The sequence below is a fragment of the Streptomyces sp. NPDC088785 genome (genome assembly GCF_044750685.1).
Lineage (GTDB): Bacteria > Actinomycetota > Actinomycetes > Streptomycetales > Streptomycetaceae > Streptomyces.
In genome coordinates this window covers 809,504-830,774 of sequence record NZ_JBIVKH010000002.1, presented here as the reverse complement: position 1 = coordinate 830,774, position 21,271 = coordinate 809,504, and the positions used below count along the sequence as shown (strand labels likewise).

General features: G+C 73.2%; 21 protein-coding genes. 7 read left to right on the top strand and 14 right to left on the bottom strand.

Going from position 1 to position 21,271, the window contains the following annotated elements:
- Window positions 1–82: 82 nt before the first annotated feature.
- The gene (locus tag ACIP5K_RS09380) at window positions 83–1,540 is read right to left on the bottom strand and encodes an NCS1 family nucleobase:cation symporter-1 (RefSeq protein ID WP_401407111.1); all 1,458 of its coding nucleotides are present in this window, start codon (window positions 1,538–1,540) and stop codon (window positions 83–85) included.
- A gap of 135 nt (window positions 1,541–1,675) precedes the next feature.
- Here ACIP5K_RS09380 and ACIP5K_RS09375 point away from each other — a divergent pair, with 135 nt between their 5' ends.
- Window positions 1,676–2,383, top strand: coding sequence for a GntR family transcriptional regulator (locus ACIP5K_RS09375; protein ID WP_401407109.1), 708 nt, complete (start codon window positions 1,676–1,678; stop codon window positions 2,381–2,383).
- Here the strand turns inward: ACIP5K_RS09375 and ACIP5K_RS09370 are convergent.
- Genes ACIP5K_RS09370 through ACIP5K_RS09355 form a run of 4 tightly spaced genes read right to left on the bottom strand, consistent with a single transcriptional unit; the run spans window position 2,370 to window position 7,266 of the window.
- Complete coding sequence (locus tag ACIP5K_RS09370; protein ID WP_401407107.1) at window positions 2,370–3,569, bottom strand: MFS transporter; 1,200 nt, start codon at window positions 3,567–3,569, stop codon at window positions 2,370–2,372. The genes ACIP5K_RS09375 and ACIP5K_RS09370 overlap by 14 nt on opposite strands.
- Window positions 3,570–3,578: 9 nt before the next feature.
- Window positions 3,579–4,325: a uracil-DNA glycosylase gene (locus tag ACIP5K_RS09365; protein ID WP_401407105.1), complete on the bottom strand. Its 747-nt coding sequence runs from the start codon at window positions 4,323–4,325 to the stop codon at window positions 3,579–3,581.
- Window positions 4,326–4,372: 47 nt separating this feature from the next.
- Window positions 4,373–5,884 carry a YfcC family protein gene (locus ACIP5K_RS09360; RefSeq protein ID WP_401407103.1) on the bottom strand — a complete coding sequence of 504 codons (1,512 nt, stop codon included), beginning with the start codon at window positions 5,882–5,884 and terminating at the stop codon, window positions 4,373–4,375.
- On the bottom strand, window positions 5,881–7,266 hold the full coding sequence (locus tag ACIP5K_RS09355) for a M20/M25/M40 family metallo-hydrolase (protein WP_401407101.1): 1,386 nt from the start codon (window positions 7,264–7,266) through the stop codon (window positions 5,881–5,883). The genes ACIP5K_RS09360 and ACIP5K_RS09355 overlap by 4 nt, the downstream gene beginning before the upstream one ends.
- Before the next feature lie 117 nt (window positions 7,267–7,383).
- Here ACIP5K_RS09355 and ACIP5K_RS09350 point away from each other — a divergent pair, with 117 nt between their 5' ends.
- A complete protein-coding gene (locus ACIP5K_RS09350; protein WP_401407099.1) occupies window positions 7,384–7,893 on the top strand; it encodes an RNA-binding S4 domain-containing protein in 510 nt (169 codons plus the stop codon).
- Window positions 7,894–7,935: 42 nt separating this feature from the next.
- Here ACIP5K_RS09350 and ACIP5K_RS09345 read toward each other — a convergent pair whose 3' ends face one another.
- The 4 genes from ACIP5K_RS09345 to ACIP5K_RS09330 all read right to left on the bottom strand — a co-directional run bounded on the left by ACIP5K_RS09345 (window position 7,936) and on the right by ACIP5K_RS09330 (window position 11,462).
- Window positions 7,936–8,367, bottom strand: coding sequence for a DoxX family protein (locus ACIP5K_RS09345; RefSeq protein WP_401407097.1), 432 nt, complete (start codon window positions 8,365–8,367; stop codon window positions 7,936–7,938).
- 92 nt (window positions 8,368–8,459) lie between these two features.
- On the bottom strand, window positions 8,460–9,155 hold the full coding sequence (locus ACIP5K_RS09340) for a class I SAM-dependent methyltransferase (RefSeq protein ID WP_401407095.1): 696 nt from the start codon (window positions 9,153–9,155) through the stop codon (window positions 8,460–8,462).
- Between the two features lie 34 nt (window positions 9,156–9,189).
- Window positions 9,190–10,224, bottom strand: coding sequence for an acyltransferase domain-containing protein (locus tag ACIP5K_RS09335; protein WP_401407093.1), 1,035 nt, complete (start codon window positions 10,222–10,224; stop codon window positions 9,190–9,192).
- Window positions 10,221–11,462 carry a PucR family transcriptional regulator gene (locus tag ACIP5K_RS09330; RefSeq protein ID WP_401407091.1) on the bottom strand — a complete coding sequence of 414 codons (1,242 nt, stop codon included), beginning with the start codon at window positions 11,460–11,462 and terminating at the stop codon, window positions 10,221–10,223. Before ACIP5K_RS09330 ends, ACIP5K_RS09335 begins: the two co-directional genes overlap by 4 nt.
- Before the next feature lie 226 nt (window positions 11,463–11,688).
- Here ACIP5K_RS09330 and ACIP5K_RS09325 point away from each other — a divergent pair, with 226 nt between their 5' ends.
- Genes ACIP5K_RS09325 through ACIP5K_RS09315 form a run of 3 tightly spaced genes read left to right on the top strand, consistent with a single transcriptional unit; the run spans window position 11,689 to window position 14,852 of the window.
- Window positions 11,689–12,522, top strand: coding sequence for an SGNH/GDSL hydrolase family protein (locus tag ACIP5K_RS09325; protein ID WP_401407570.1), 834 nt, complete (start codon window positions 11,689–11,691; stop codon window positions 12,520–12,522).
- Window positions 12,523–12,529: 7 nt separating this feature from the next.
- Complete coding sequence (locus ACIP5K_RS09320; protein WP_401407089.1) at window positions 12,530–14,533, top strand: hypothetical protein; 2,004 nt, start codon at window positions 12,530–12,532, stop codon at window positions 14,531–14,533.
- Between the two features lie 52 nt (window positions 14,534–14,585).
- Complete coding sequence (locus ACIP5K_RS09315) at window positions 14,586–14,852, top strand: DUF6343 family protein (RefSeq protein WP_401407087.1); 267 nt, start codon at window positions 14,586–14,588, stop codon at window positions 14,850–14,852.
- 33 nt (window positions 14,853–14,885) lie between these two features.
- On the opposite strand, the gene ACIP5K_RS09310 is transcribed toward ACIP5K_RS09315, so the two are convergent.
- From ACIP5K_RS09310 to ACIP5K_RS09295, 4 genes are all read right to left on the bottom strand, one after another.
- Window positions 14,886–15,248, bottom strand: a complete 363-nt coding sequence (locus ACIP5K_RS09310) for a tetratricopeptide repeat protein (protein ID WP_401407085.1) — start codon at window positions 15,246–15,248, stop codon at window positions 14,886–14,888.
- A gap of 81 nt (window positions 15,249–15,329) precedes the next feature.
- Entirely contained in the window at window positions 15,330–15,713 is a 384-nt protein-coding gene (locus tag ACIP5K_RS09305; RefSeq protein ID WP_401407083.1) for a DUF3592 domain-containing protein, read from the bottom strand.
- The gene (gene coaE, locus ACIP5K_RS09300) at window positions 15,710–16,318 is read right to left on the bottom strand and encodes a dephospho-CoA kinase (protein WP_401407081.1); all 609 of its coding nucleotides are present in this window, start codon (window positions 16,316–16,318) and stop codon (window positions 15,710–15,712) included. The genes ACIP5K_RS09305 and coaE overlap by 4 nt, the downstream gene beginning before the upstream one ends.
- A gap of 60 nt (window positions 16,319–16,378) precedes the next feature.
- Window positions 16,379–17,314, bottom strand: a complete 936-nt coding sequence (locus ACIP5K_RS09295) for a PAC2 family protein (protein WP_401407079.1) — start codon at window positions 17,312–17,314, stop codon at window positions 16,379–16,381.
- A gap of 161 nt (window positions 17,315–17,475) precedes the next feature.
- Between ACIP5K_RS09295 and ACIP5K_RS09290 the strand changes: the two genes are divergently transcribed.
- Window positions 17,476–18,423, top strand: a complete 948-nt coding sequence (locus ACIP5K_RS09290) for a right-handed parallel beta-helix repeat-containing protein (protein WP_401407077.1) — start codon at window positions 17,476–17,478, stop codon at window positions 18,421–18,423.
- Window positions 18,424–18,535: 112 nt separating this feature from the next.
- On the opposite strand, the gene rpsA is transcribed toward ACIP5K_RS09290, so the two are convergent.
- Entirely contained in the window at window positions 18,536–20,050 is a 1,515-nt protein-coding gene (rpsA, locus tag ACIP5K_RS09285) for a 30S ribosomal protein S1 (protein WP_401407075.1), read from the bottom strand.
- 313 nt (window positions 20,051–20,363) lie between these two features.
- Between rpsA and ACIP5K_RS09280 the strand changes: the two genes are divergently transcribed.
- Complete coding sequence (locus ACIP5K_RS09280) at window positions 20,364–21,257, top strand: class I SAM-dependent methyltransferase (RefSeq protein ID WP_401407568.1); 894 nt, start codon at window positions 20,364–20,366, stop codon at window positions 21,255–21,257.
- Window positions 21,258–21,271: the final 14 nt, after the last annotated feature.

Sequence of the window (21,271 nt, the reverse complement as noted above, 5' to 3'; positions counted from 1 at the left end):
CGGGGGCCCGGCCCAACGGGCCCCGCGACGGGCCGGGTTGCCCCCGAATGCACTCGTTCGGCCGCGCGGTGCGCGCCCCGGCTCAGGACGCGGCGCGCTCCGCCCGGCAGATCACCCCGTACAGGAGCGCCGACAGCGCGGTCCCGATGAACCACGAGTACGCCGCGACGTCGTCGAAGTACGGCACCAGGGCGAGGACGACGGCCAGCGCCGCCGCGGGGACGAAGGCCGCGAGCGCCTTCGGGTTCACGCCGTGCCGGTAGTAGTAGCGCGAGCCGGGCGTCGCGTCGAAGAGCGCGGCGGTGTCGATCCTGCCGCGCTTCACCCAGAAGTAGTCGAGCATGATGATGCCGAACAGCGGTCCCAGGAAGGCGCCCAGGCCGCCGAGGAAGTAGTTCACGACGTTCGGGTTCGAGTACAGGTTCCACGGCGTCACCACCAGTGCCGCCACCGTCGAGATCGCGCCGCCCACCTTGAACGTGATCCGCTGCGGCCACACGTTCGCCAGGTCGTAGGCGGGCGACACGAAGTTGGCGACGATGTTCACGCCCATCGTGGCGACCGCGAAGGTCAGCGCGCCGAAGACGAGGACCCAGGTGTTGCCGATCCGCGCCACGAGCAGCGCCGGATCGGTGATCGCCTCCCCGAACACCTCGACGCTGCCCGCCGTCACCATCACCGAGAGGATCACGAACGCGGTGGAGTTGACCGGCAGGCCCCAGAAGTTGCCGCGCCGGACCGTGCGGTAGCCGGGGGCGAAGCGCGAGAAGTCGCAGAAGTTGAGCATCAGCGTGCCGTAGGTCGCGAGGATCAGCCCTATCGCGCCGAACCACTGCCGGACCTGCTCGCCCGTCGGGACCGGGTGCGGGGTGGTGGTCAGGGAGATCGTCCAGCCGGCCTTCGCCCAGATCCAGACGGCGAGGGCGAGCATCACCACCCAGATCGCCGGTCCGCAGAAGTCCTGGAACCTGCGGACCGACTCCATGCCCTGCGTGATGATCAGGAACTGCACCAGCCACAGCGTGAGGAACGACGCCCAGCCCAGCGCGTGCAGGCCGAGGAAGGAGTGGCGGGTCCACGACTCCATGCCGGGGAACGCGGCGAGCACCATCACGTTCACCGCCACCGACGCCAGGTAGGTCTGGATGCCGTACCACATGATGGCGATGACGGCCCGGACGAGGGCCGGGATGTTGGCGCCCCAGACGCCGAAGCCGATCCGGCTGACGACCGGGAAGGGCACACCGTGGCGCTGGCCGATGCGGCCCATCGCGTTGCAGCCCGCGTAGATGAGGACGAAGCCGATCAGCAGGGCGGTGAAGATCTGCCAGGCGTTGAGGCCGAGCACCAACAGGCCCGCCGCGAAGGTGTAGTTGCCGAGGTTGTGGACGTCGGACATCCACAGGGCGAAGAGGTCGTAGACCTTCCAGGTGCGCTGCCCGTCGCCCGCGGGCGCCAGGTCCTCGTTGACCAGACGCGGGTCGGGGACGAAGTCACCGCCGTCCGACGACGACGCCTGCACGGGTTCGGCCACGGACATGAGAGCCTCCTGGATCCCGGGACATCTTTGGTATACCAAAGCGTCGCCATGGTCCCGCTCCGGGTGACTCCCGGCAATGACCGGGCAGTTACGTCTCGGTAAACCGGTCCCGGCCGGATCGGCGAGGATGGGGGCATGACGACGGCCGAACCGCTGGGCGCGGTGCGCGAGCGGGTGCTCGGCGCGTTGCGCGGGGACATCGTCGCCGGACGGCTGCGGCCCGGCGACCGGCTCGTCGAGCGGGAGCTGGCCGAGCGGTTCGGGGTGTCACGGGTGCCGGTGCGCGAGGCGGTACGGGCGCTGGTCGCCGAGGGCTTCGTCACCTTCGACACGCCCCGGCGCGCGGTCGTGCGCACGCTGACCCGCACCGATGTCGCGGAACTCTTCGAGCTGCGCGAGGCGTTGGAGGTCTACGCGGCCGGGCTCGCCGCCGAGCGGGCGGGCGGGGCGGAGCTGGCGCGGCTCGCCCTGCTGCTCGACCGCGCCGCGGAGGCGACCCGGACGGACGACGCGGAGACCCTGACCGAGGTCAACTCCCGCTTCCACGACGACCTGCTGGCCCTGGCCGGCAACAGCCTCCTCGTCACCGTCATGCACCCGGTCGCCGGACGCCTGCGCTGGCTGACCCGGCGCAACGAGGAGTGGCCGCAGCAGCTCGCCGAGCACCGCGAGCTGTACGCGGCCGTGGCCGCGGGGGACGCGGGGCGGGCGCGCTCCGTCGCGCTGGACCACGTACGCGCGAACTACCGCTCGACCGTGCGCCATCTGTTCGGCGGCCTCGACGGCGCCGACGACACCCGCTCCCCCGGCTTCCCGGACGGCACGGGCCTCACTCCGCCTTGATGGTCCGCATCCGCCCGTACGCGTACACGCAGCCGGCGAGCGCCAGGTCGGACAGGAGCATGAAGCCGATGGAGTACGAGTCCTTGGCGCTGTAGATGGCGCCCATCACCAGCGGCGGGACGAAGCCGCCGAGGCCGCCCATCGCGCCGACGATGCCGGTGACCGAGCCGACCTGCGGCTGCGGGGTGACCTGCGAGACGAGGGCGAAGACGGAGCCGCTCGCGGTGCCCAGGCCCGCCGCCATCAGCAGGAAGCAGACGGTGCCCATCGGGTTCAGCTGCGGGTCGAACGCCTGGAGGATCGCGAACACGGCGACGACGGCGAGGGCGCACGAGGTGACGACCGCCGGATGGACGCGGTCCGAGAGCCAGCCGCCGACGGGCCGGAAGACGACGGTGACCAGGGCGAAGCCGGCGGCCTTGGTGCCCGCGTCGGTGGGGCTGAGCTCGTACCAGGTCTTCAGGTACGTCGGCAGGTACACGCCGAAGGCGACGATGCCGCCGAAGCCGATCGCGTAGAGCGCGGAGAGTTCCCAGGTGACGCGGAGCCGGCCGGCCGAGCCGAGCCGCCGGGCCAGGGACGTCGTGGGGATCTTGCGGTCGGGGTGGTCGGAGATGAGGACGGCCGCCAGGACCGCGTACGCGGCGAGCGCGATGGCGACGACGATGAACGGCAGGTTCTCGCCGTGCTTGGCCATGCGCGGGGTGAAGTAGCCGGAGAGGGCGACACCGCCCATGCCCATGCCGAAGACGCCGAGCGCGAGACCGCGGTGGGCGGGCGGGAACCAGGAGTTCACCAGCGGGATGCCGATGGCGAAGGTGGTGCCGCCGAGACCCAGCAGGAAGCCCACGACGATCATCGCGAGGAAGTTGTGCCGGGCCGGGATCACCAGCAGCACCGGGATGATGGTGAGCGCCGAGATCAGCGGGAACAGCAGCCTGGCGCCGTAGCGGTCGGTGAGCGCGCCGACCGGGATGCGGCCCAGCGAGCCCACGAGCACGGGCACCGCGACCAGGAAGGACTGGGCGAACGAGCTGAGGCCCAGGTCCGATCCGAAGACTCCGGCGAGCGGCGCGATCAGGTTCCAGGCCCAGAAGGTGAGCGCGAAGCCCACCGTGGCCACGGCCAGGTTGCGGTAGGCGGCGACCGGGGGCTTGAGGTGCTGCGGAGTCTCCGTTGGCGTCACTCCTTCACGCTAGGAAGGGTCACCTGCCCGCACCTGATCTGTTGCTCCGTTCGGTGGCTCCCGGCGCACCGGCAGGCCGGCGGCGCGCGCGGCGCCGCCGAGCACGTCCCGCAGCATGGCGGGGGTGAGCCGGCCGGTGAAGGTGTTCCGCTGGCTGACGTGGAAGCAGCCGAACAGGGCGAGTCCGTCGAGGTCGGCGCGGGCGCCGTGGGCGAAGGCGGGGCGCGGGCGGGGCACGGTCCAGCCCGCCTCGGCGAAGGCGGGCAGCGCCGCCTGCCAGCCGAACGCGCCGAGCACGACGACGGCGCGCAGGGTGGGCCGCAGCAGGTCCAGCTCGCGCACCAGCCAGGGGCGGCAGGTGTCGCGCTCGGCGGGGGTGGGCCTGTTGGCGGGCGGCGCGCAGCGCACGGGGGACGTGATGCGGACGCCGCGCAGGGTCAGGCCGTCGTCGGCGGCGACGGCGTCCGGGCGGGAGGCGAGCCCGAGGTCGTACAGGGCGCGGTAGAGCACCTCGCCGGAGCGGTCGCCGGTGAACATCCGGCCGGTGCGGTTGGCGCCGTGCGCGGCCGGGGCGAGGCCCACCAGCAGCAGCGACGCGTCGGACGGGCCGAAGCCGGGGACCGGTCTGCCCCAGTACGTCTCGTCGGCGAAGGCCGCCCGCCGGGTGCGCGCGACCTCCTCCCGCCAGGCGACGAGCCGCGGGCAGGCCCGGCAGCCGGTGATCCGCTCGTCCAGAGTGCGCAGTGCGTCCGCCATATCCGCCACGGTAGGGCCCCGGGCCGGCCGGCGCGGGGCCGGGCGGTCTACGTGAAGGCGGCGCCGAGCGCCACGAAGCCGCAGATCAGCACGAACAGCAGGGCGAGCAGCGGCCACACGAACCGCAGGTAGCGGTCGTAGCCGACCTTGGCGAGGGCCACGCCGCCGATGGTGACGGCGGTGGTCGGCACCCACAGGTTCATCCAGCCGCTGGCCGCCTCCCAGGCGGTGACGACGACCGCGCGCGAGACGCCGGCGAAGTCGGCGAGCGGGGCGAGGATCGGCATGGCGAGGGTGGCGTGTCCGGACGTGGACGGGATGAGGAAGGCCAGCGGCAGGTTCACGACGAAGACGATGATCGCGAAGATGCCGGACGAGGTGCCCTTCACGACGCCCTCGATGGCGTGCAGCACGGTGTCGGTGATCTTCGAGTTGTTCATGATCACGGTGACGCCGCGGGCCAGCAGGATGACCAGGGCGGGCGAGACGAAGTCGGCGGCGCCCTGGATGATCGTGGAGCTGATCTTCTGCTCCCCCATCCGGGCGACCAGGCCGACGAGGACGGCCGCGCACAGGAACAGCGCCGCCAGCTGCGGGAAGGACCAGCCGAGCTCGAAGCCGTACGGGGTCGCGTCCGCGTCGCCGGTCAGGGCGCTCGCCCAGGGCACCACCGAGAAGATCATGAACGCGAAGACGAGCGCCGTGACGACGAGGACGGCTCGGTGCAGCCGGGTCAGCTCGGGCACCTCGGCCCCGGCGGCGTCCGACGTCTCGCGGTCCCCCGGCAGGAACCCGGAGAGCGAGCGCCCGGGGTCCTTCCGCACCCGCTTCGCGTACCGGATGACGTAGGCGACCGTCACCGCGGTCAGCACCACCCACATCACGAAGCGGAGCACGATGCCGTCGCCGAGGGAGATGTCGGCGGCCGAGGAGGCGACGCCGGTGGCGAACGGGTTGACGGTGGAGCACAGCACGCCGACCCCGGCGCCGAGGATGATCGCGCCGACCGCCGTCATCCGGTCGTAGCCGAGCGCGAGCATCAGCGGCACGATCAGGCCGTAGAACCCGAGGGTCTCCTCGGCGAAGCCCTCGACCGTGCCGAGCACGGAGAAGACCACCATGACACCGGCGATGAGCAGCGCCCCGCGCGAGCGCAGCCGGTGGGCGAGCAGGCCGATGCCGCGGTCGAGGGCGCCGGTGGCGAAGACGACGGTGATGAACGCGCCGATGGCCAGCACGAACAGGAAGACACCGGCGCTGCCGTACAGGTCGCCGGAGTTGTCCGGCCCGACGAGGGAGGTCTTGGCGTCCTGGATGCCGTAGAGGCCGTTGACCGGGGAGAGGAAGAGGTCGTTGAGGCGGTCGACGAAGGACTGGCCGGAGGGGACGCGGTGGTAGGTCCCCTCGACCGGGGCGCCGGCGTCGTTGCGGTCGTACTGGCCCGAGGGGATCAGGAAGGCCAGCAGCCAGACCGCGACGGTGACGACGGCGAGGACGGTGAGGGCGCTGGGGAAGGTGAACTTCTTCTTCTCCGGCCTGCGGGCCGTCTCGGTGCTCATGCCCGCTCCTCGCGGGTGAAGTCCGCCGCGTACCCGGTGACGAACGCGCACATCGCGACGACGGTGGCGCGCAGCTCGGAGAGCAGGACGCGCTCGTTCGGGGCGTGCAGGTTGCACTGGTTGTCCTGGGCGCCGAAGAGCAGCACCTCGGCGCGCGGGGCGGCCTGGGCGAGCCCGTTGACCAGCGGGATGGACCCGCCGGTCGCGATGTACGAGGCGTCGGTGCCCCACGCCTTCGCGAGCGCGGCGCGGGCGGCGCGGTAGGCGGGGCCGTCGGTGGCCGCCTCGTAGCCGGGTCCGGTGTCGCCGGGGGTGACGGTGAGCGGGACGCCGAACGGCTTGAGGGCGCTCAGGTGGCGGACCAGGGCGGCCTGGGCCTCCTGCGGGTCCTGGCGGGGGTGGAAGCGGAGGTTGAGCTTGGCGCGGGCGTACGGGACCACGGCGGACGCGGCATGGTCCACGCCGGGGGCGTCGACGCCGATGACGGTGATCGCGGGGCCGCTCCACAGGCGCTCGCCGAGGGTGCCGCTGCCGAGCAGCGGGAGGCCCGCCTCGACGCCCGCGAGGTCGCGGAACTCGTCCTCGGTGAAGCCGGCGCCGGTCCACTCGTCGCGCCGCAGCCCCTCGACGGCGACGTCGCCGTGCACGTCGTGCAGGGTGGCCAGGGCCTTGAGCAGGACGAGCAGCGCGTCGGGGGCGGCGCCGCCGAACTCGCCGCTGTGCCGGGGCTCGCGCAGCGTGCGGACCTCGACGATCACCTCGGCGGCGCCGCGCAGGCCGGTGGTGAGGGTGGGGGTGCCCGGACGGACGTTGCCGAGGTCGGCGATGACCATGGCGTCGCAGGCGAACCGGTCCGGGTCGGTGGGCGGGTAGGTGTCGAAGGGGCTGCCGTACTCCTCCTGCCCCTCGAAGACGATCTTGACGCCGACCGGCGGGCGGCCGCCGAAGGCGCGGAGCATGCCGAGGTGCGCGATGACGTTCGACTTGTCGTCGGCGATGCCGCGCGCCCGCAGCCCCTCCTCGCCGCCCTCCGTGACGGGGGTCGGCTCGAACGGCGGGGAGTCCCACAGGCTCTCGTCGCCGGGCGGCTGGACGTCGTAGTGCGAGTAGAGCAGGACGGTCGGGGCGTCCGGGGTCGGCGGCGGGATCTCGCCGAAGATCACCGGTGCGGTGTCGGGCAGGTCGATGGTCTCGATCCGGTCGACACCGGCGTCGCGCAGCAGCCCGACGAGCAGGTCGTGGGCCTCGCGGACCGGCTCGGGCGGGAAGCCCGGGAAGGCGATCGACGGGATGGCGGCGAGCCGTTCCAGGTCGGCCCGCAGTCCGTCCATCAGCCGGTCGGCCGTCGCCCGGGGGTCCTGGGGGTCCTGTGGATCTGCCATGACGTACGCGCCCCTCGCTGGGTTGTTTCGTGCGGTTCGTCCGGATTATCCGGGTCGGGGCGGGGCGGTTCGTCCGTGGCTCGCCGACGGGGACGGCAACGGGATTAAGGTCGGGGCATGGCAGCGAGGACATCGCAGACGTCGGGACCGGGCGCGACGGGCCCGGCCGGAGCGCCGAAGGACCCGGCGCAGGCCGCGCGGGCGGCGGCACCGGCCGGCGGCGAGAGCGTGCGCGTCGACAGCTGGATCTGGGCCGTGCGGCTGGTCAAGACGCGCTCGGCGGGCGCGGCGGCCTGCAAGGGCGGGCACGTGAAGGTCAACGGGACGAGCGTGAAGCCCGCGCACGCGGTGCGCGTCGGCGACGAGGTGCGGCTGCGCCGGCCCGGCCACCACGAACAGGTGGTCGTGGTGAAGCGGCTGATCCGCAAGCGGGTCGGGGCGCCGGTCGCCGTCGAGGCGTACGTCGACAACAGCCCGCCGCCCCCGCCGCGCGAGGTCGTGGCGCCGGTCGGCATCCGCGACCGGGGCACCGGCCGGCCCACCAAGCGCGACCGGCGCGAACTGGAGCGGCTGCGCGGCGTCTTCGGTCAGGGGCCGGACGAGGAGAGCGGTCCCGGGCAGCACTGAACCGGGGTCCACCGCGGTGGACCCCGGCCCGGCGCCGGCGGCTCAGGCGCCACGGCGCACCAGCGCCAGCAGCTCCCGGTTCCGGTCGCGCCGCGCCCGGGCGAGGATGCCGAGGGGGATCAGCAGGAGCAGCGGGGTCGCCGCGTTCTCCCCGCCGAAGGAGACGATCTGGGTGACGCACGCGCCGATCATCAGGGCGCCGAGCGCGATCGGCGCGACACCGGACAGGACGGGCACCAGCAGGGCGACGGCCCCGGCGAGTTCGAGTGCGCCGATGACGTACATGCCGGTGGCGCCCCAGCCGATCGTCTCGAAGGAGTCGACCGCCGCGGAGACCGCGAAGAGCTTCGGCAGGGCGCTCGCGAGGGCGAAGAACGCGGCGAGCACGACCGTGGTCGTGGTGAGCGCGATCCGGGCGCGACGCGAGCGGGCGGGGGCGGTGGTGGTGGCCGGGGCGGCTGCGAGGTTCGTCATGACGGTCTCCTGAGCGGTGCGGGCGGGTCGGTCGCTGTCACCCCTGTAGACCCGGCCCCCCGCCCGAACTCATCGCCCCCCGCGGCCCTTTGTCAGGCGGGGGTCGCCCGCGCCCACACCCGGTCGTCGGTGAGGTACCGGTCCACCGCCAGACCGGCCGCCGCCAGCGCCCGCTCGAACTCCCCCGGGGTCATCGGCAGGACCCGGTACGTCTGCGTCCACACGGCGTCCGGGAACAGGTACTCCACCGTCGCCGAGCGCACCCCGCCGCCGACCGGCTCCGACGCCGCCATGCGGATGGTGAACCCCTGGTCCGCGAAGTGGCGCTCGCGCGGCAGGTCCTCGTACGCGCCGTCGCGCACCCGCTGGATCAGGACGCAGCCGTCGTCGGCGACGTGCCGCCGGACCGTGTCGAGCATGCCGCGCCGCACCGCGCCGTCCCCGGTGTTGACCAGCAGCGAGGCGAGCAGGACGACGTCGAACGTCTCCCCGCCCAGGTCCAGGTCCTCGATGGCGGAGCGGACCGTGCGGGCGCCGCGCACCCGCTCCAGCATGTCGGGCGACTCGTCCACCGCCGTGACCTCGAAGCCCCGCTCCAGCAGGGCGTGCGTCACCCGGCCGACCCCGCAGCCCAGTTCGAGCACGCGGGCGCCCGCGGGCACGGCGGCCGCGATGATGTCCGGCTCGTCCTCGACGGGCAGCCGCGCGTACAGCTCCACCGCGCAGCCGTCCGGCGTGATGGCTCCCGGCCCCGTCCCCTCGTATCCCCTACGCGTCTCAAGGCCCATGCCCGCAGAACGTCCCGGCCCCGCCGCGGGTTCCTCACAGCCGGAACCAGCCCCGCCCCGGGTACCAGTGGCCGCCCGCGTCGAGGTGGCCGAGGACGGCGCGCTGGAGACCGGTGCGGCGGGGCAGCCGGGCGCGCGGGGTCTCGGTGCCGCCGAAGACGAAAGTGACCGGGGTGTCGTCCTCGGCGGGCCGGGGCGCGGCCCCCGGCGCCGGGCGGACCGGCTCGAAACGGTCCTGGAAGCGGACGATGTTGGAGTCGGCCGGCAGGTACCTCCGCAGCTGCTCGTCCAGGAGCCAGGAGTCGCAGACGGCGACCCGCACCGGCTCCCGCGGAAAGTGCCGGGCGAAGAACTCCCGGGCGCGCGCGATCGAGTCGTCGCAGGCATCCGGGGTGAACGGCCCGCGGAAGTCGGGGATGTGCACGCTCAGACACGGGTCGCCGGGCCCCGCGCCGGCGCCGGCGGCCGCGACCGCCGCCCCGGTCCGCCCGTCCAGGCGCTGCCGCTCGAACTGCAACCGCCCCAACTGGTAGAGCTCGCCGCGGAAGTGCCGGGTCGGCCACCAGGGCACGAGCAGGCCCGTGGTGCCGAACCGCCGGCGGTGCACGGCGAGATTGCGGCCGAGGTCGGCGAGCGAGTGCCGGGAGACGTCGTCGGGGACGCCGTGCCCGCGGTGCAGGGCCCGGGTGTGCGGCAGCGCGGCCACGAACACGAACACGGCGAAGCAGCGGCCGAGCGCGCCCGCCGCGGCCGGGACGTCCGGCAGGCCCGTCCCTCCTTCCGGGGTCCCGAGCCGCCACAGCAGCCCGCTGACGGCCCGCGTCAGCAGCTCGGTCAGCTCCGCCGACGCCGTCACCTCGCGGTGCAGGACGAGCAGTTCGCCGATGTCCTCGTGCGGGACGGCCAGGTCCAGCAGCACGTCGGGCAGGTCGGACGCGGACGGCAGGGCCGCCGCGCGCCGGGGTATGCGGGGGTCCTCCAGGGCGGCGAGCCAGGCGGCGCACCCCGGGTCGCCGCTGAGCGTCGCCGCCAGGACCGCCGCGGCGTCTCCTTCGTCCAGCCTGGTCATGGACCCAACGTACGCGCCCGGCGGGCCACCAGTGCCGCCGTCAGGTGCTGGAGATCGGCGGGCCGGCCGGGCGAGAGGCCGGTCAGCCGGGCGATGCGGCGGATGCGGTAGTCCACGGTGTTGGGGTGGATGTGCAGGGCGGCGGCGCAGCCGCGCCGGTCCAGGCCGTGCCGCAGGTACGTCTCCAGGGTGCGCAGCAGCTCCGGCTTGCCGTCCAGGGGGCGCAGCAGCCGGGCGAGCCCTTCGAGGGCGACGCTGGGGCGGCTGAGCTGGTAGTCGAGGAGGACGTCGGCGAGCCGGTACAGGCCCGGGCCGCGGCCGGTGCGCTCGACCAGGTCGACGATCTCGGTGTTCTCGGCGACGGCGGCGGCCACCTCGGCGGGTTCCGCGACGGCCGCGGCGGCGGTGACCGGGACGCCGGCCGCGCCGGACACCGCGTCGATCAGGGCGCACAGCGCGGACCAGGGCGGGGTGTCGGCGAGCGGCAGCAGCGCCGTGCCGCCGGAGCCGTCGAGCGAGGTCAGGGCCGGTTCGCCGGTGCCCGCGCCGAACGCGTCGAGAGCGGCGCGGACCCGGCGGATCTTGCGCCGGGCGGCGACGCCCGCACCGGGTCCGGGCAGCGTCTCGTCGGGGTGGGTGCCCAGCCGCAGGGTCAGCGCGGCATAGCGGGCGGCGGGCCGCTGGACGCCGGGCCGCTCGCCCGCGTCGCCCGCCAGCAGCGCGGCGAGCAGGGCGTGCCGTCCGCCGTGCTCCTGGCTGTCGAGGATGGCGCGGGCCTGGAGGTAGGCGCGGCTCACGGCGGAGGTCACCTGCTGCTGGAGCACCATGATCCGGTCGACGGCCTCCTTGAGGTCGGGCAGTTCGGCGGGACGGGCGTCCTGCGACAGCTCGGACCAGCACATCGCCGTACCGATCTGGTAGGCGGTGAGGATCGCGTCCAGCGGGACGCCCTCCTCGGCGCGCTGGGCCGCGGAGTCGCGCTGCTGGGCGAGTTCGGCGTCGGTGGCGGGCCTGCGGTGCTCGATGACGTCGGCGAGCAGCCGCAGCGTGTACTGGACGATGTCGGCGATGTCCCCGGCGATCTCCTCGCCGGGCAGCTCGGCGTAGACGGGCAGTTCGCTGCGCAGCCGGGTCACCACCCGCCGGGTGAGGGCGGGGACGCGGGCCCGCAGCCGCGCGGCGGCCGGGACGCCCGCGACGATCAGCGGGCCCGTGGCCCCGGTCTTGTCACGCGTCACAACTTTCCCCCGGTAAGTCTGCGTTACCGACCAGTTAAGCGCTGCCCCACGAGTCTGCATCATGTGCGGCGACCCCATCCATGCCCCACCGTGAGATTCAGGGAGCCGCACCGTGAACTCTTTGCGCAGCAAGGGACGTTCGAGCAGGACCGCCATCTCGGGGAGCGACCGGAGCGGTCGGAGCGGTCGGCGGGGCCGGCGGGGCCTGGCGGCCGCCGTGGTCGCGGTGGCCGCCCTGGCGACGCTCGGCGCGGGCACCGCGCAGGCCGGGGCCGCCACGCCCCAGGTGTACGTGGCGCTCGGCGACTCGATGGCGTCGGGCCCGCTGGTCCCGCCGATCACCGGCCCGCTGGCCTGCGGCCGTTCCACCCGCAACTACGCGCATCTGCTGGCCGACCAGCTGAAGGTGACGACCTTGCGCGACGTGACCTGTTCCGGCGCGGACACCGGAGACATGTCCGGTCCGCAGAAGCTGTCGCTGCTCGGGGTGGACATGGGCCGGGCGGCGCCCCAGTTCGACGCGCTCAGCGCCGACACCACCCTGGTCACGCTCACCATCGGCGGCAACGACGCCGGTCTGGTCGGCGTCGCCCAGGACTGCCTGCAACTCGACCCGACGGCGGACAGCTGCCAGAAGAAGTTCGTCGTGGACGGCGTCGACACGGTCGCCCAGAAGATCGAGGCGTTCGGCCCGCGGCTCGCGGCCGTCCTCGACACCGTCCACCAGCGCTCCCCGCAGGCCCGGGTGCTGGTCACCGGATACGGCGACTACATCAAGAAGGGCGGCTGCTGGCCGCTGGTCCCGGTCCTCGGCAGGGACGCCGACTGGCTGCAAGCAAGCGTCGACCACCTGAACGCGGTGATCTCCGCGCAGTCCGCCGCGCACGGCGCCGAGTACGTGGACGTGCGCACGCCGAGCGCCGGCCACGACGCCTGCCGGGCGGTCGGCACCAAGTGGGTGGAGGGCTTCGTGCCGACGGCGCCGGCGGCGCCGCTGCACCCGAACGCCCTCGGCGAGGCCGCGTACGCCCGCTTCGTCGGCGCGCACCTCGGGGGCTGACACCACCGTGCGCTCCCGCTCCTCCGCTCTGACGCTCGTGGCGGCGCTGCTCGGCGCCGCCACGCTGCTCGCCCCGTCCGCGCACGCGCACCCCCCGCAGCGGCCCACCGGCTGCGATCCGCTGACGGCCGACGGCGGCGACTGCCTGCTGCCCTTCCCCGACGACTGGTACACCCGCGCGGACCCCGGCACGCCGACCGGGCGCCGGGTCGCCTTCACCGCCGACATGCTGCCGCGCGGCGCGGGCGCGCCCGCCGTGGACCCGGCGGCCTGGAACCGCTCGGACGGCTTCTCGCCCGGATCGACGCTGCTCGCCCACGTACCGGGCCTGGACCTGGCGGCGACGGGCGCGGCCCCGCTGACCGACATCGGCCGCTCCCTCGACCGCGACGCACCGATCGTGCTGCTCGACACCACGACCGGCGAGCGCGCGCCCTACTGGGCGGAGACGGACGCGAACGCGACGCGCCCGGACCGCCGGGCCCTGCTCGTCCATCCGGCGCGCAACCTCGTCGAGGGCCACCACTACGCCGTCGCGCTGCGTGGGCTCAGGACCGCCGACGGCCGCCGCATCCCGGCGCCGCCCGCGTACGCGAAGGTGGCGGGCGGGCGCCTCTCCCGGCACGATCCGCTGGCCGAGCGGCAGCGCCGGCTGCGGCCCGCCCTCGCGGCACTGGCCCGGCACGCGGGCATCACGGACCCCCGCTCCCTCTATCTGGCCTGGGACTTCACCGTCGCGGACGCCCGCAACCTGACCGGCGACCTGTTCACGATCCGCGACGACGCCTTCCGCAGGCTGGGCTCCGGATCACCGCGGTTCACGGTCACCGGCGTGCGCGACCTCGACGCCGCCCAGGACGCCAGGATCGCCCGCGAGGTCACCGGCACCGTGACGGTCCCGGGCTATCTCTCGCTGCCCGGCGGCCCGCCCGGCTCCACCCTGCACCGGGACCGCGACGGCACCCCGCGCCGGCTGCCGGGCGCCGTCCAGAGCGCCGCGTTCCGCTGCGAGATACCCCGCACCGCGTTCACCGGACAGCCGTCCCGGCCCGCCCTGTACGGGCACGGGCTGCTCGGCGGCGCCGACGAGGTCGGCGCGGGCAACGTGAAGGCCATGGCGGCCGAGCACGACTTCACGTTCTGCGCGACCGACTGGATCGGCATGGCGCGGCCCGACATCCCGGTCGTGCTCGGCGCGCTCGCCGACCTGAACCGCTTCCCCGCGGTCCCCGAGCGCACCGAACAGGGCATGCTGAACGCCATGTTCCTGGGCCGGGCCCTGATCCACCGGGCCGGGCTCTCCCGCGACCCCGCTTTCCGCACCGCGGACGGCCGCCCCCTGATCGACATCGCGCACGGCCTCGCGTACGACGGGAACAGCCAGGGCGGCATCCTGGGCGGCGCGCTGGTCGCGGCCTCGCAGGACCTGCGGCGCGGGGTGCTCGGCGTGACCGGCATGAACTACGGGCTGCTGCTCCAGCGCAGCGCCGACTTCGCCCCGTTCCAGCAGGTCCTCGACGTGGCCTACCCGGACCGGCTGCGCCAGCAGATCGTGCTCGGGCTCTACCAGATGGTCTGGGACCGCGGCGAGACCGACGGCTACGCGCAGACCCTCGCCGGGTCCGGCGACCGCGTCCTGATGCACATCGCGTACGGGGACCACCAGGTCGCGAACGCGGCCGCCGACGTGGAGGCGCGCACGCTCGGCGCCCGCCTGATCACACCCGCGCTCGCGGCGGGCCGCAGCCCCGACCGGGTCCCGTACTGGGGTGTCCGCCGGGCCGGCAAGTCGCCCTATCGCGGCGGCTCGGCGATGGTCGTCTGGGACAGCGGTACGCCGACACCGCCGCTGACGAACACCCCGCCCACGGCACCGGAGTACGGCGAGGACCCGCACTCCGATCCGCGCTCCACGGCGGCGGCGCGGCAGCAGAAGGCGACGTTCCTGCGCACCGGGGCCGTCGTCGACGTGTGCGGCCGGGCGCCCTGCCGTTCGCTTCCCACACCGTGACCGAGGAGGCACCCTGGAAGGGGTGCCTCTTCCCCGCGCGGAGGTGACGGCCATGCATCTGATCCGGACCGGCGACGAGCCGGTCACCGCCCGCAGCCCGCTGCGCCTGCGCCTGGGCCTCGCGCTGTTCGGCCTGTTCTGCACGACGGCGGGCACCGTCGCCTTCCTGTTCGCCCACCGTCCGGTCTGGGCCGCGGCCTGCGGCGCGCTCTGGCTGGTCACGACGGTCGACCTGGCTCTGATCGTCCGCCATCTGCGTCAGGGGCCGCACTACCAGCCGGGCCGTGACGTCCCCCCGTACCGGAGAAGCGCCCCCTGAGGGGCGCCGGGCGAGCGCGGGCGGTGCGCGGGGTCAGTCGTCGAAGTGCGCCGCCGCCACGTACTCCGGCTGCGGGTCGAGCGCCGCGGCCAGCCGGAAGTGCCGCCGGGCCTGCTGCGGGCGGGCCCAGCGCTCGTACGTGCGGGCCAGCGCGAAGTGCGCGAACGCGTTGTCCGGCTCGCGTTCCAGGACGATGGAGAACTCCAGCTCGGCGGCCCGGAGCTGCGCGGCGGCGAAGAAGGCGCGCGCCCGCAGCAGCCGTGCGGCGGTGTTCTCGGGGTGCACGGCGATCACGTCGTCGAGCAGCTTCACCGCGCCGCGGGGATCCCGCGCGGCGAGCAGCTGCTCGGCGGCGCGGTAGTCGATGACGTGCGTCTCCGGGGTGGCGTCGGACACGGTGTGCTCCTTCCGGGGTCGACCACGTCAACGCCGTGGCCCCTGAGGGCTATTCCTGCCCGGGCCGCACCGCCGGGACACTCACCCCAGCGACACCGCGAGCACCATCCCGGCCAGGACGACGACGGCCCCGGCGATCATGAAGGTCCGGTCCACGCCGGGCCGTTCCCCGCCGAGCAGCACGGTCTCGCGCGGGTCGTCGGTGTCGTAGGCGATGCGGACGACCCCGCCCGCGGCCAGCGGCAGCCGCTTGCCCGCGGGCACCGGTGAGACGACCTCCACGACCCGGCCGTCGCCGGTCGCGAACTGGAGCAGCGGCCGGTCGGAGCCGGGCTGCGGCGGCTTGACCAGGGCCTCGGTCACGTTCCCCGCCGTGCGGACGCGCCGGGTGCGGCGGAGTCCGTAGGCGCCCGCGAGGAGGGCGACGAGCCCGCCCAGCGCGGTGAACGCCGCCAGAACGATCATTGCGAGGCGGTGCGCGCCCGGCGCACCAGGTCGTCCCAGACCGCGTCGACCTGCTCGCGCAGCCGGTCGAGGGGGACGTCGTTGTCGATGACGACGTCGGCGATGGCGAGCCGCTTCTCGCGGGTGGCCTGCACGGCCATCCGGGCCCGCGCGTCCTCCTCGCTCATGCCGCGCAGCCGGGTCAGCCGGTCCAGCTGGGTCCCGGCGCTCGCGTCGACCACGACGACCAGGTCGTAGAGCGGCGCCAGCCCGTTCTCCGCGAGCAGGGGCACGTCGTGGACCACGACCGCGTCCGGTCCCGCCGAGTCCTGGAGCTCCGCCGACCGGGCTCCCACCAGGGGGTGCACGATCGCGTTGAGCGTGGCCAGCCTGTCGGGGTCGGTGAAGACGATCGACCCCAGCTTCGGGCGGTCGAGGCCGCCGTCGGCCGCGAGGACGTCGTCGCCGAACGCCGCGACGACGGCGGCGAGTCCCGGCGTGCCGGGCTCGACGACCTCGCGGGCGATGTGGTCCGCGTCGATCAGGAGCGCGCCGCGCTCCACGAGGAGCTTCGACACCTCGCTCTTGCCGGAACCGATTCCCCCGGTCAAGCCCACAGACAACAAGTCCGCGCCTCCCACTCGCCTCGGCGCCCCGGCGTGCGGGGAGCGTCTCCTGCGGCGAGCCTAGTCGCCTTCCCGCTCCGCCAGGAACCTCTCGAACTCGAGCCCGATCTCGTCCGCGGACGGGATCTCCATCGACTCCGCCAGCATGTTGCCCCGGGACTCGGCGCCGGCCGCCGCGTCGTACTGGTGCTCAAGTCCCTGGACCAGCGCGACGAGTTCCTCGTCGCCCTCCTGGACCTGGCGGTCGATCTCGGTCTGGGTGCGGTGCGCCTCGGTGCGCAGCGCGTGCGCGATGCCGGGCACGACGAGCCCGGTCGCGGCGGTGATCGCCTCCAGGGCGGTGAGCGCGGCGTCCGGGTACGCGGAGCGCGCGATGTAGTGGGGGACGTGCGCGGCGACGCCCAGCACGTCGAACCCGGCCTCGGTCAGCCGGTACTCGATCAGCGCCTCCGCGCTGCCCGGCACCTGCGCCTCCTCGAAGGGGCTGCGGTGTCCGGGGACCAGGTCCGTGCGGTTCCCGTGCGGGGTGAGGCCGACCGGCCGGGTGTGCGGGACGCCCATCGGGATGCCGTGGAAGTTCACCGCGAGCCGGACGCCGAGCCGCTCCACGATCTCCTGGACGGCGGCCGCGAACCGCTCCCACTCCACGTCCGGTTCGGGGCCGGACAGCAGCAGGAAGGGCGCTCCGGTGGCGTCCTGGACCAGCCGCACCTCGATCGAGGGGACCTCGTAGTCGCTCCAGCTGTCGCGCTTGAACGTCAGCAGCGGGCGGCGGGCCCGGTAGTCGACCAGGCGGTCGTGGTCGAAGCGCGCCACGACCTGGTGCGGCAGCGAGTCGAGGAGACGCTCGACGATCTGGTCGCCGGTCTCCCCCGCGTCGATGTAGCCGTCGAAGTGATAGAGCATGACAAGGCCGGCGGACTCCTGGGCGAGTGCCACGTCCACCACGGCCAGGCCCTTCGGCTCCCATGTGTACAAATCCTGCGGATCAAGCACAGTGACCGCTCCTCCTCGTGTTCCTAGGGGGAACACGCGGGACGGGCACGGGCATTCCCGCGCGCGGGCACGCGCTCTGGTCCAGACCTTGACGCCTCCGCGCCGCGCTCGTACGTTCATGTCCGCACCCAATGTTCACGTACGAGAACGAAGGGATCCCCATGCGCAGACACCTCCTCGCCCCGGCCGTGCTCGCCGCGGCGCTGGCCACCCCGCTGTTCACCGCGCCCGCCCAGGCGGCCACCACGATCGAGGTGACCACGGCGGCCCAGCTCAAGTCGGCGCTGACGGCCGCCGCCCCCGGCGACACGATCCACCTGGCCGACGGCACGTACACCGGCAACTTCAAGGCCTACACGGCGGCGACCTCCGCCGCGCGGATCACCCTGACCGGCTCATCGAAGGCGGTCCTCACGGCGGGCGGCGGCTACGGCCTGCACCTCGACGGCGCCGCGTACTGGACGGTCCGGGGCATCACGGTCACCGGCGGCCAGAAGGGCATCATGATCGACACGGCACGGGGCGTCCTGGTCGACTCGGTCACCGTGCACGACCTGGACATGGAGGGCGTCCACTTCCGCAACTCCAGCTCCGACGGCACCATCAGGAACTCACGCATCTACGACACCGGTCACGACGGCCGCGGCATGGGCGAGGGGGTGTACGTCGGCACCGCCAACACGCTCTCCGACAGGAGCGACGGCGTCACGATCTCCGGCAACACCATCGGCCCCGGCGTCGGCGGCGAGAACGTCGACATCAAGGAGGGCACGACGGGTGCGCGCGTCATCGGCAACACCTTCGACGGCAGCGGCCTGACCGGCGCCAACTACGACGACTCGTGGGTCGACGTGAAGGGCAACAACGTCCTGGTGGAGAACAACAGGGGCACCGCCACCACCAACGACGGCTACCAGACCCACACCCAGCAGACCGGCTGGGGCTGCGGCACGGTCTTCCGCGGCAACCAGTCGGACCTGACCGGCGCGACCGGCGCCACCCGGCTGGCCATCGACGTCACGAACGCGAGCGCCGGCTGCCCGACCACGGTGACCGCCACCAACACGGTGACGGGCGGCAGGGGCCTGACCAACATCCCCCTGACCTAGGGCGGGCCGGATCCACGCCGTCCCGTCCGCCGCACGCGCCGGACACGCCAGTGGGCCCGCACCCCCGAGGGGATGCGGGCCCACTGTCAACCAGCTGTCAGCTCAGAGCGTTTCAGCTCTGGCCGCCCGCCAGCTTCTCGCGCAGCGCGGCAAGCGCCTCGTCCGAAGCGAGCGCGCCCGAGTTGTCGTCCGACTCCGAGGAGTACGAACCGCCACCGCCACCGCCGGAGGCGGCCGGAGCCGCACCGGAGGCACCGGCGACGGCACCCTCGGCCTCGGCCTGGGCGTCCGCCTCGCGGGACTTGATGACCTGGGCCTGGTGCTGCTCGAAGCGCTGCTGCGCCTCGGCGTACTGACCCTCCCAAGCCTCGCGCTGGGTCTCGAAGCCCTCGAGCCAGTCGTTCGTCTCGGGGTCGAAGCCCTCGGGGTAGATGTAGTTGCCCTGGTCGTCGTACGACGCGGCCATGCCGTACAGGGTCGGGTCGAACTCGACGGCCGACGGGTCGGCGCCGAACGCCTCGTTGGCCTGCTTCAGCGAGAGGCTGATGCGACGGCGCTCGAGGTCGATGTCGATGACCTTGACGAAGATCTCGTCGTTGACCTGGACGACCTGCTCCGGGATCTCCACGTGGCGCTCGGCCAGCTCGGAGATGTGGACCAGGCCCTCGATGCCCTCGTCGACGCGGACGAACGCACCGAACGGAACCAGCTTCGTGACCTTGCCGGGAACGACCTGGCCGATCTGGTGCGTGCGGGCGAACTGCTGCCACGGGTCTTCCTGCGTCGCCTTCAGCGACAGGGAGACACGCTCACGGTCCATGTCGACGTCGAGGACCTCGACGGTGACTTCCTGGCCGACCTCGACAACCTCGGACGGGTGGTCGATGTGCTTCCAGGAGAGCTCGGAGACGTGGACGAGACCGTCGACGCCACCCAGGTCCACGAAGGCACCGAAGTTGACGATCGAGGAGACGACGCCGGAGCGGACCTGACCCTTCTGCAGGGTCGTGAGGAACGTCTGGCGGACCTCGGACTGGGTCTGCTCGAGCCAGGCACGGCGGGACAGGACCACGTTGTTGCGGTTCTTGTCCAGCTCGATGATCTTCGCCTCGAGCTCCTTGCCCACGTAAGGCTGGAGGTCGCGAACGCGGCGCATCTCGACGAGGGACGCCGGCAGGAAGCCACGGAGGCCGATGTCGAGGATGAGACCACCCTTGACGACCTCGATGACGGTACCGGTGACGATGCCGTCTTCTTCCTTGATCTTCTCGATGGTGCCCCAGGCACGCTCGTACTGAGCGCGCTTCTTCGAGAGGATCAGGCGGCCTTCCTTGTCCTCCTTCTGGAGAACCAGGGCCTCGATCTCGTCGCCGACCTTGACGACCTCGTTCGGGTCGACGTCGTGCTTGATCGAGAGCTCGCGGCTCGGGATGACACCTTCGGTCTTGTAACCGATGTCGAGGAGAACCTCGTCCCGGTCAACCTTGACGATGACGCCGTCGACGATGTCGCCATCGTTGAAGTACTTGATCGTCTCGTCGATGGCGGCGAGGAAAGCTTCCTCGTTACCGATGTCGTTGACCGCAACCTGCGGGGTGGTGGCGGTGGTCTCGGTGCTGCTCGTCATGTGGGAAAGGGCTCCGGCGGACATTGAAGTCGGGGGGTACTGCTACGCCGGGAGCCTGTTTCGCACCGAAGAAGCCGGACAGCCTAGGAAGCGCCGATCCCGATGACCGGGAGGCGCCTCGACAACCGAGGGGACATACGACAGATGCGAGCGCAGCCTGCTATGTCTGAGGAACGCAGGCCCGCAGCGCAACTTGTAGCATACGGGGGCAGCCGGACACGGTCAATGCGCGAAGGCGCACACCCGGGGCAGATCGCCGCATACCCGGCACAAATCGCGTCCCGGGAGGCCACGAGGTCCGCAGTGCCCGCAGATTAGTACCAGGGAGCCGATCATCCAAGAGTCTGGACCAACCGAAGCGTACGAACCGTCGCACCCGACCGGCGCGGTCGACGAGGACTCCACGGCCACCCGGCGTGACGCGGACACCACGGAGAGCGCGCGGGCCAACCGCGGCTGGTGGGACCGCAACGCGGACGACTACCAGGTCGAGCACGGCACGTTCCTCGGCGACGACCGGTTCGTCTGGGGCCCCGAGGGCCTCGACGAGGTGGAGGCCGAACTCCTCGGGCCGCCCGAGGACCTCGCCGGCAAGGACGTCCTGGAGATCGGGGCGGGCGCGGCCCAGTGCTCGCGCTGGCTGGCCGCCCAGGGCGCCCGGCCCGTCGCCCTCGACCTCTCGCACCGCCAGCTCCAGCACGCCCAGCGCATCCAGGACGGGGCCGCCGTCCAGGTGCCGCTCGTGGAGGCGGACGCCGGTGCGCTCCCGTTCCGGGCCGGCTCCTTCGACCTGGCCTGCTCCGCCTACGGCGCACTGCCCTTCGTCGCCGACCAGGTGAAGGTGTTGCGCGAGGTGCACCGGGTGCTGCGGCCGGGCGGCCGCTTCGTGTTCTCCGTCACGCACCCGATCCGCTGGGCGTTCCCCGACGAGCCGGGCCCCGAGGGCCTGAGCGTCTCGGCCTCCTACTTCGACCGCACCCCTTATGTGGAGCAGGACGACGAGGGCCGCGCGGTCTACGTCGAGCACCACCGCACCGTCGGGGACCGGGTCCGCGACGTGGTGGCGGGCGGCTTCCGGCTGGTGGACCTGATCGAGCCGGAGTGGCCGGCCTGGAACACGCAGGAGTGGGGCGGCTGGTCCCCGCTGCGCGGGAACCTGATCCCGGGCTCGGCGATCTTCGTGTGCGAACGGGACGACCGGGTCTAGGGACCGCCCTCGCG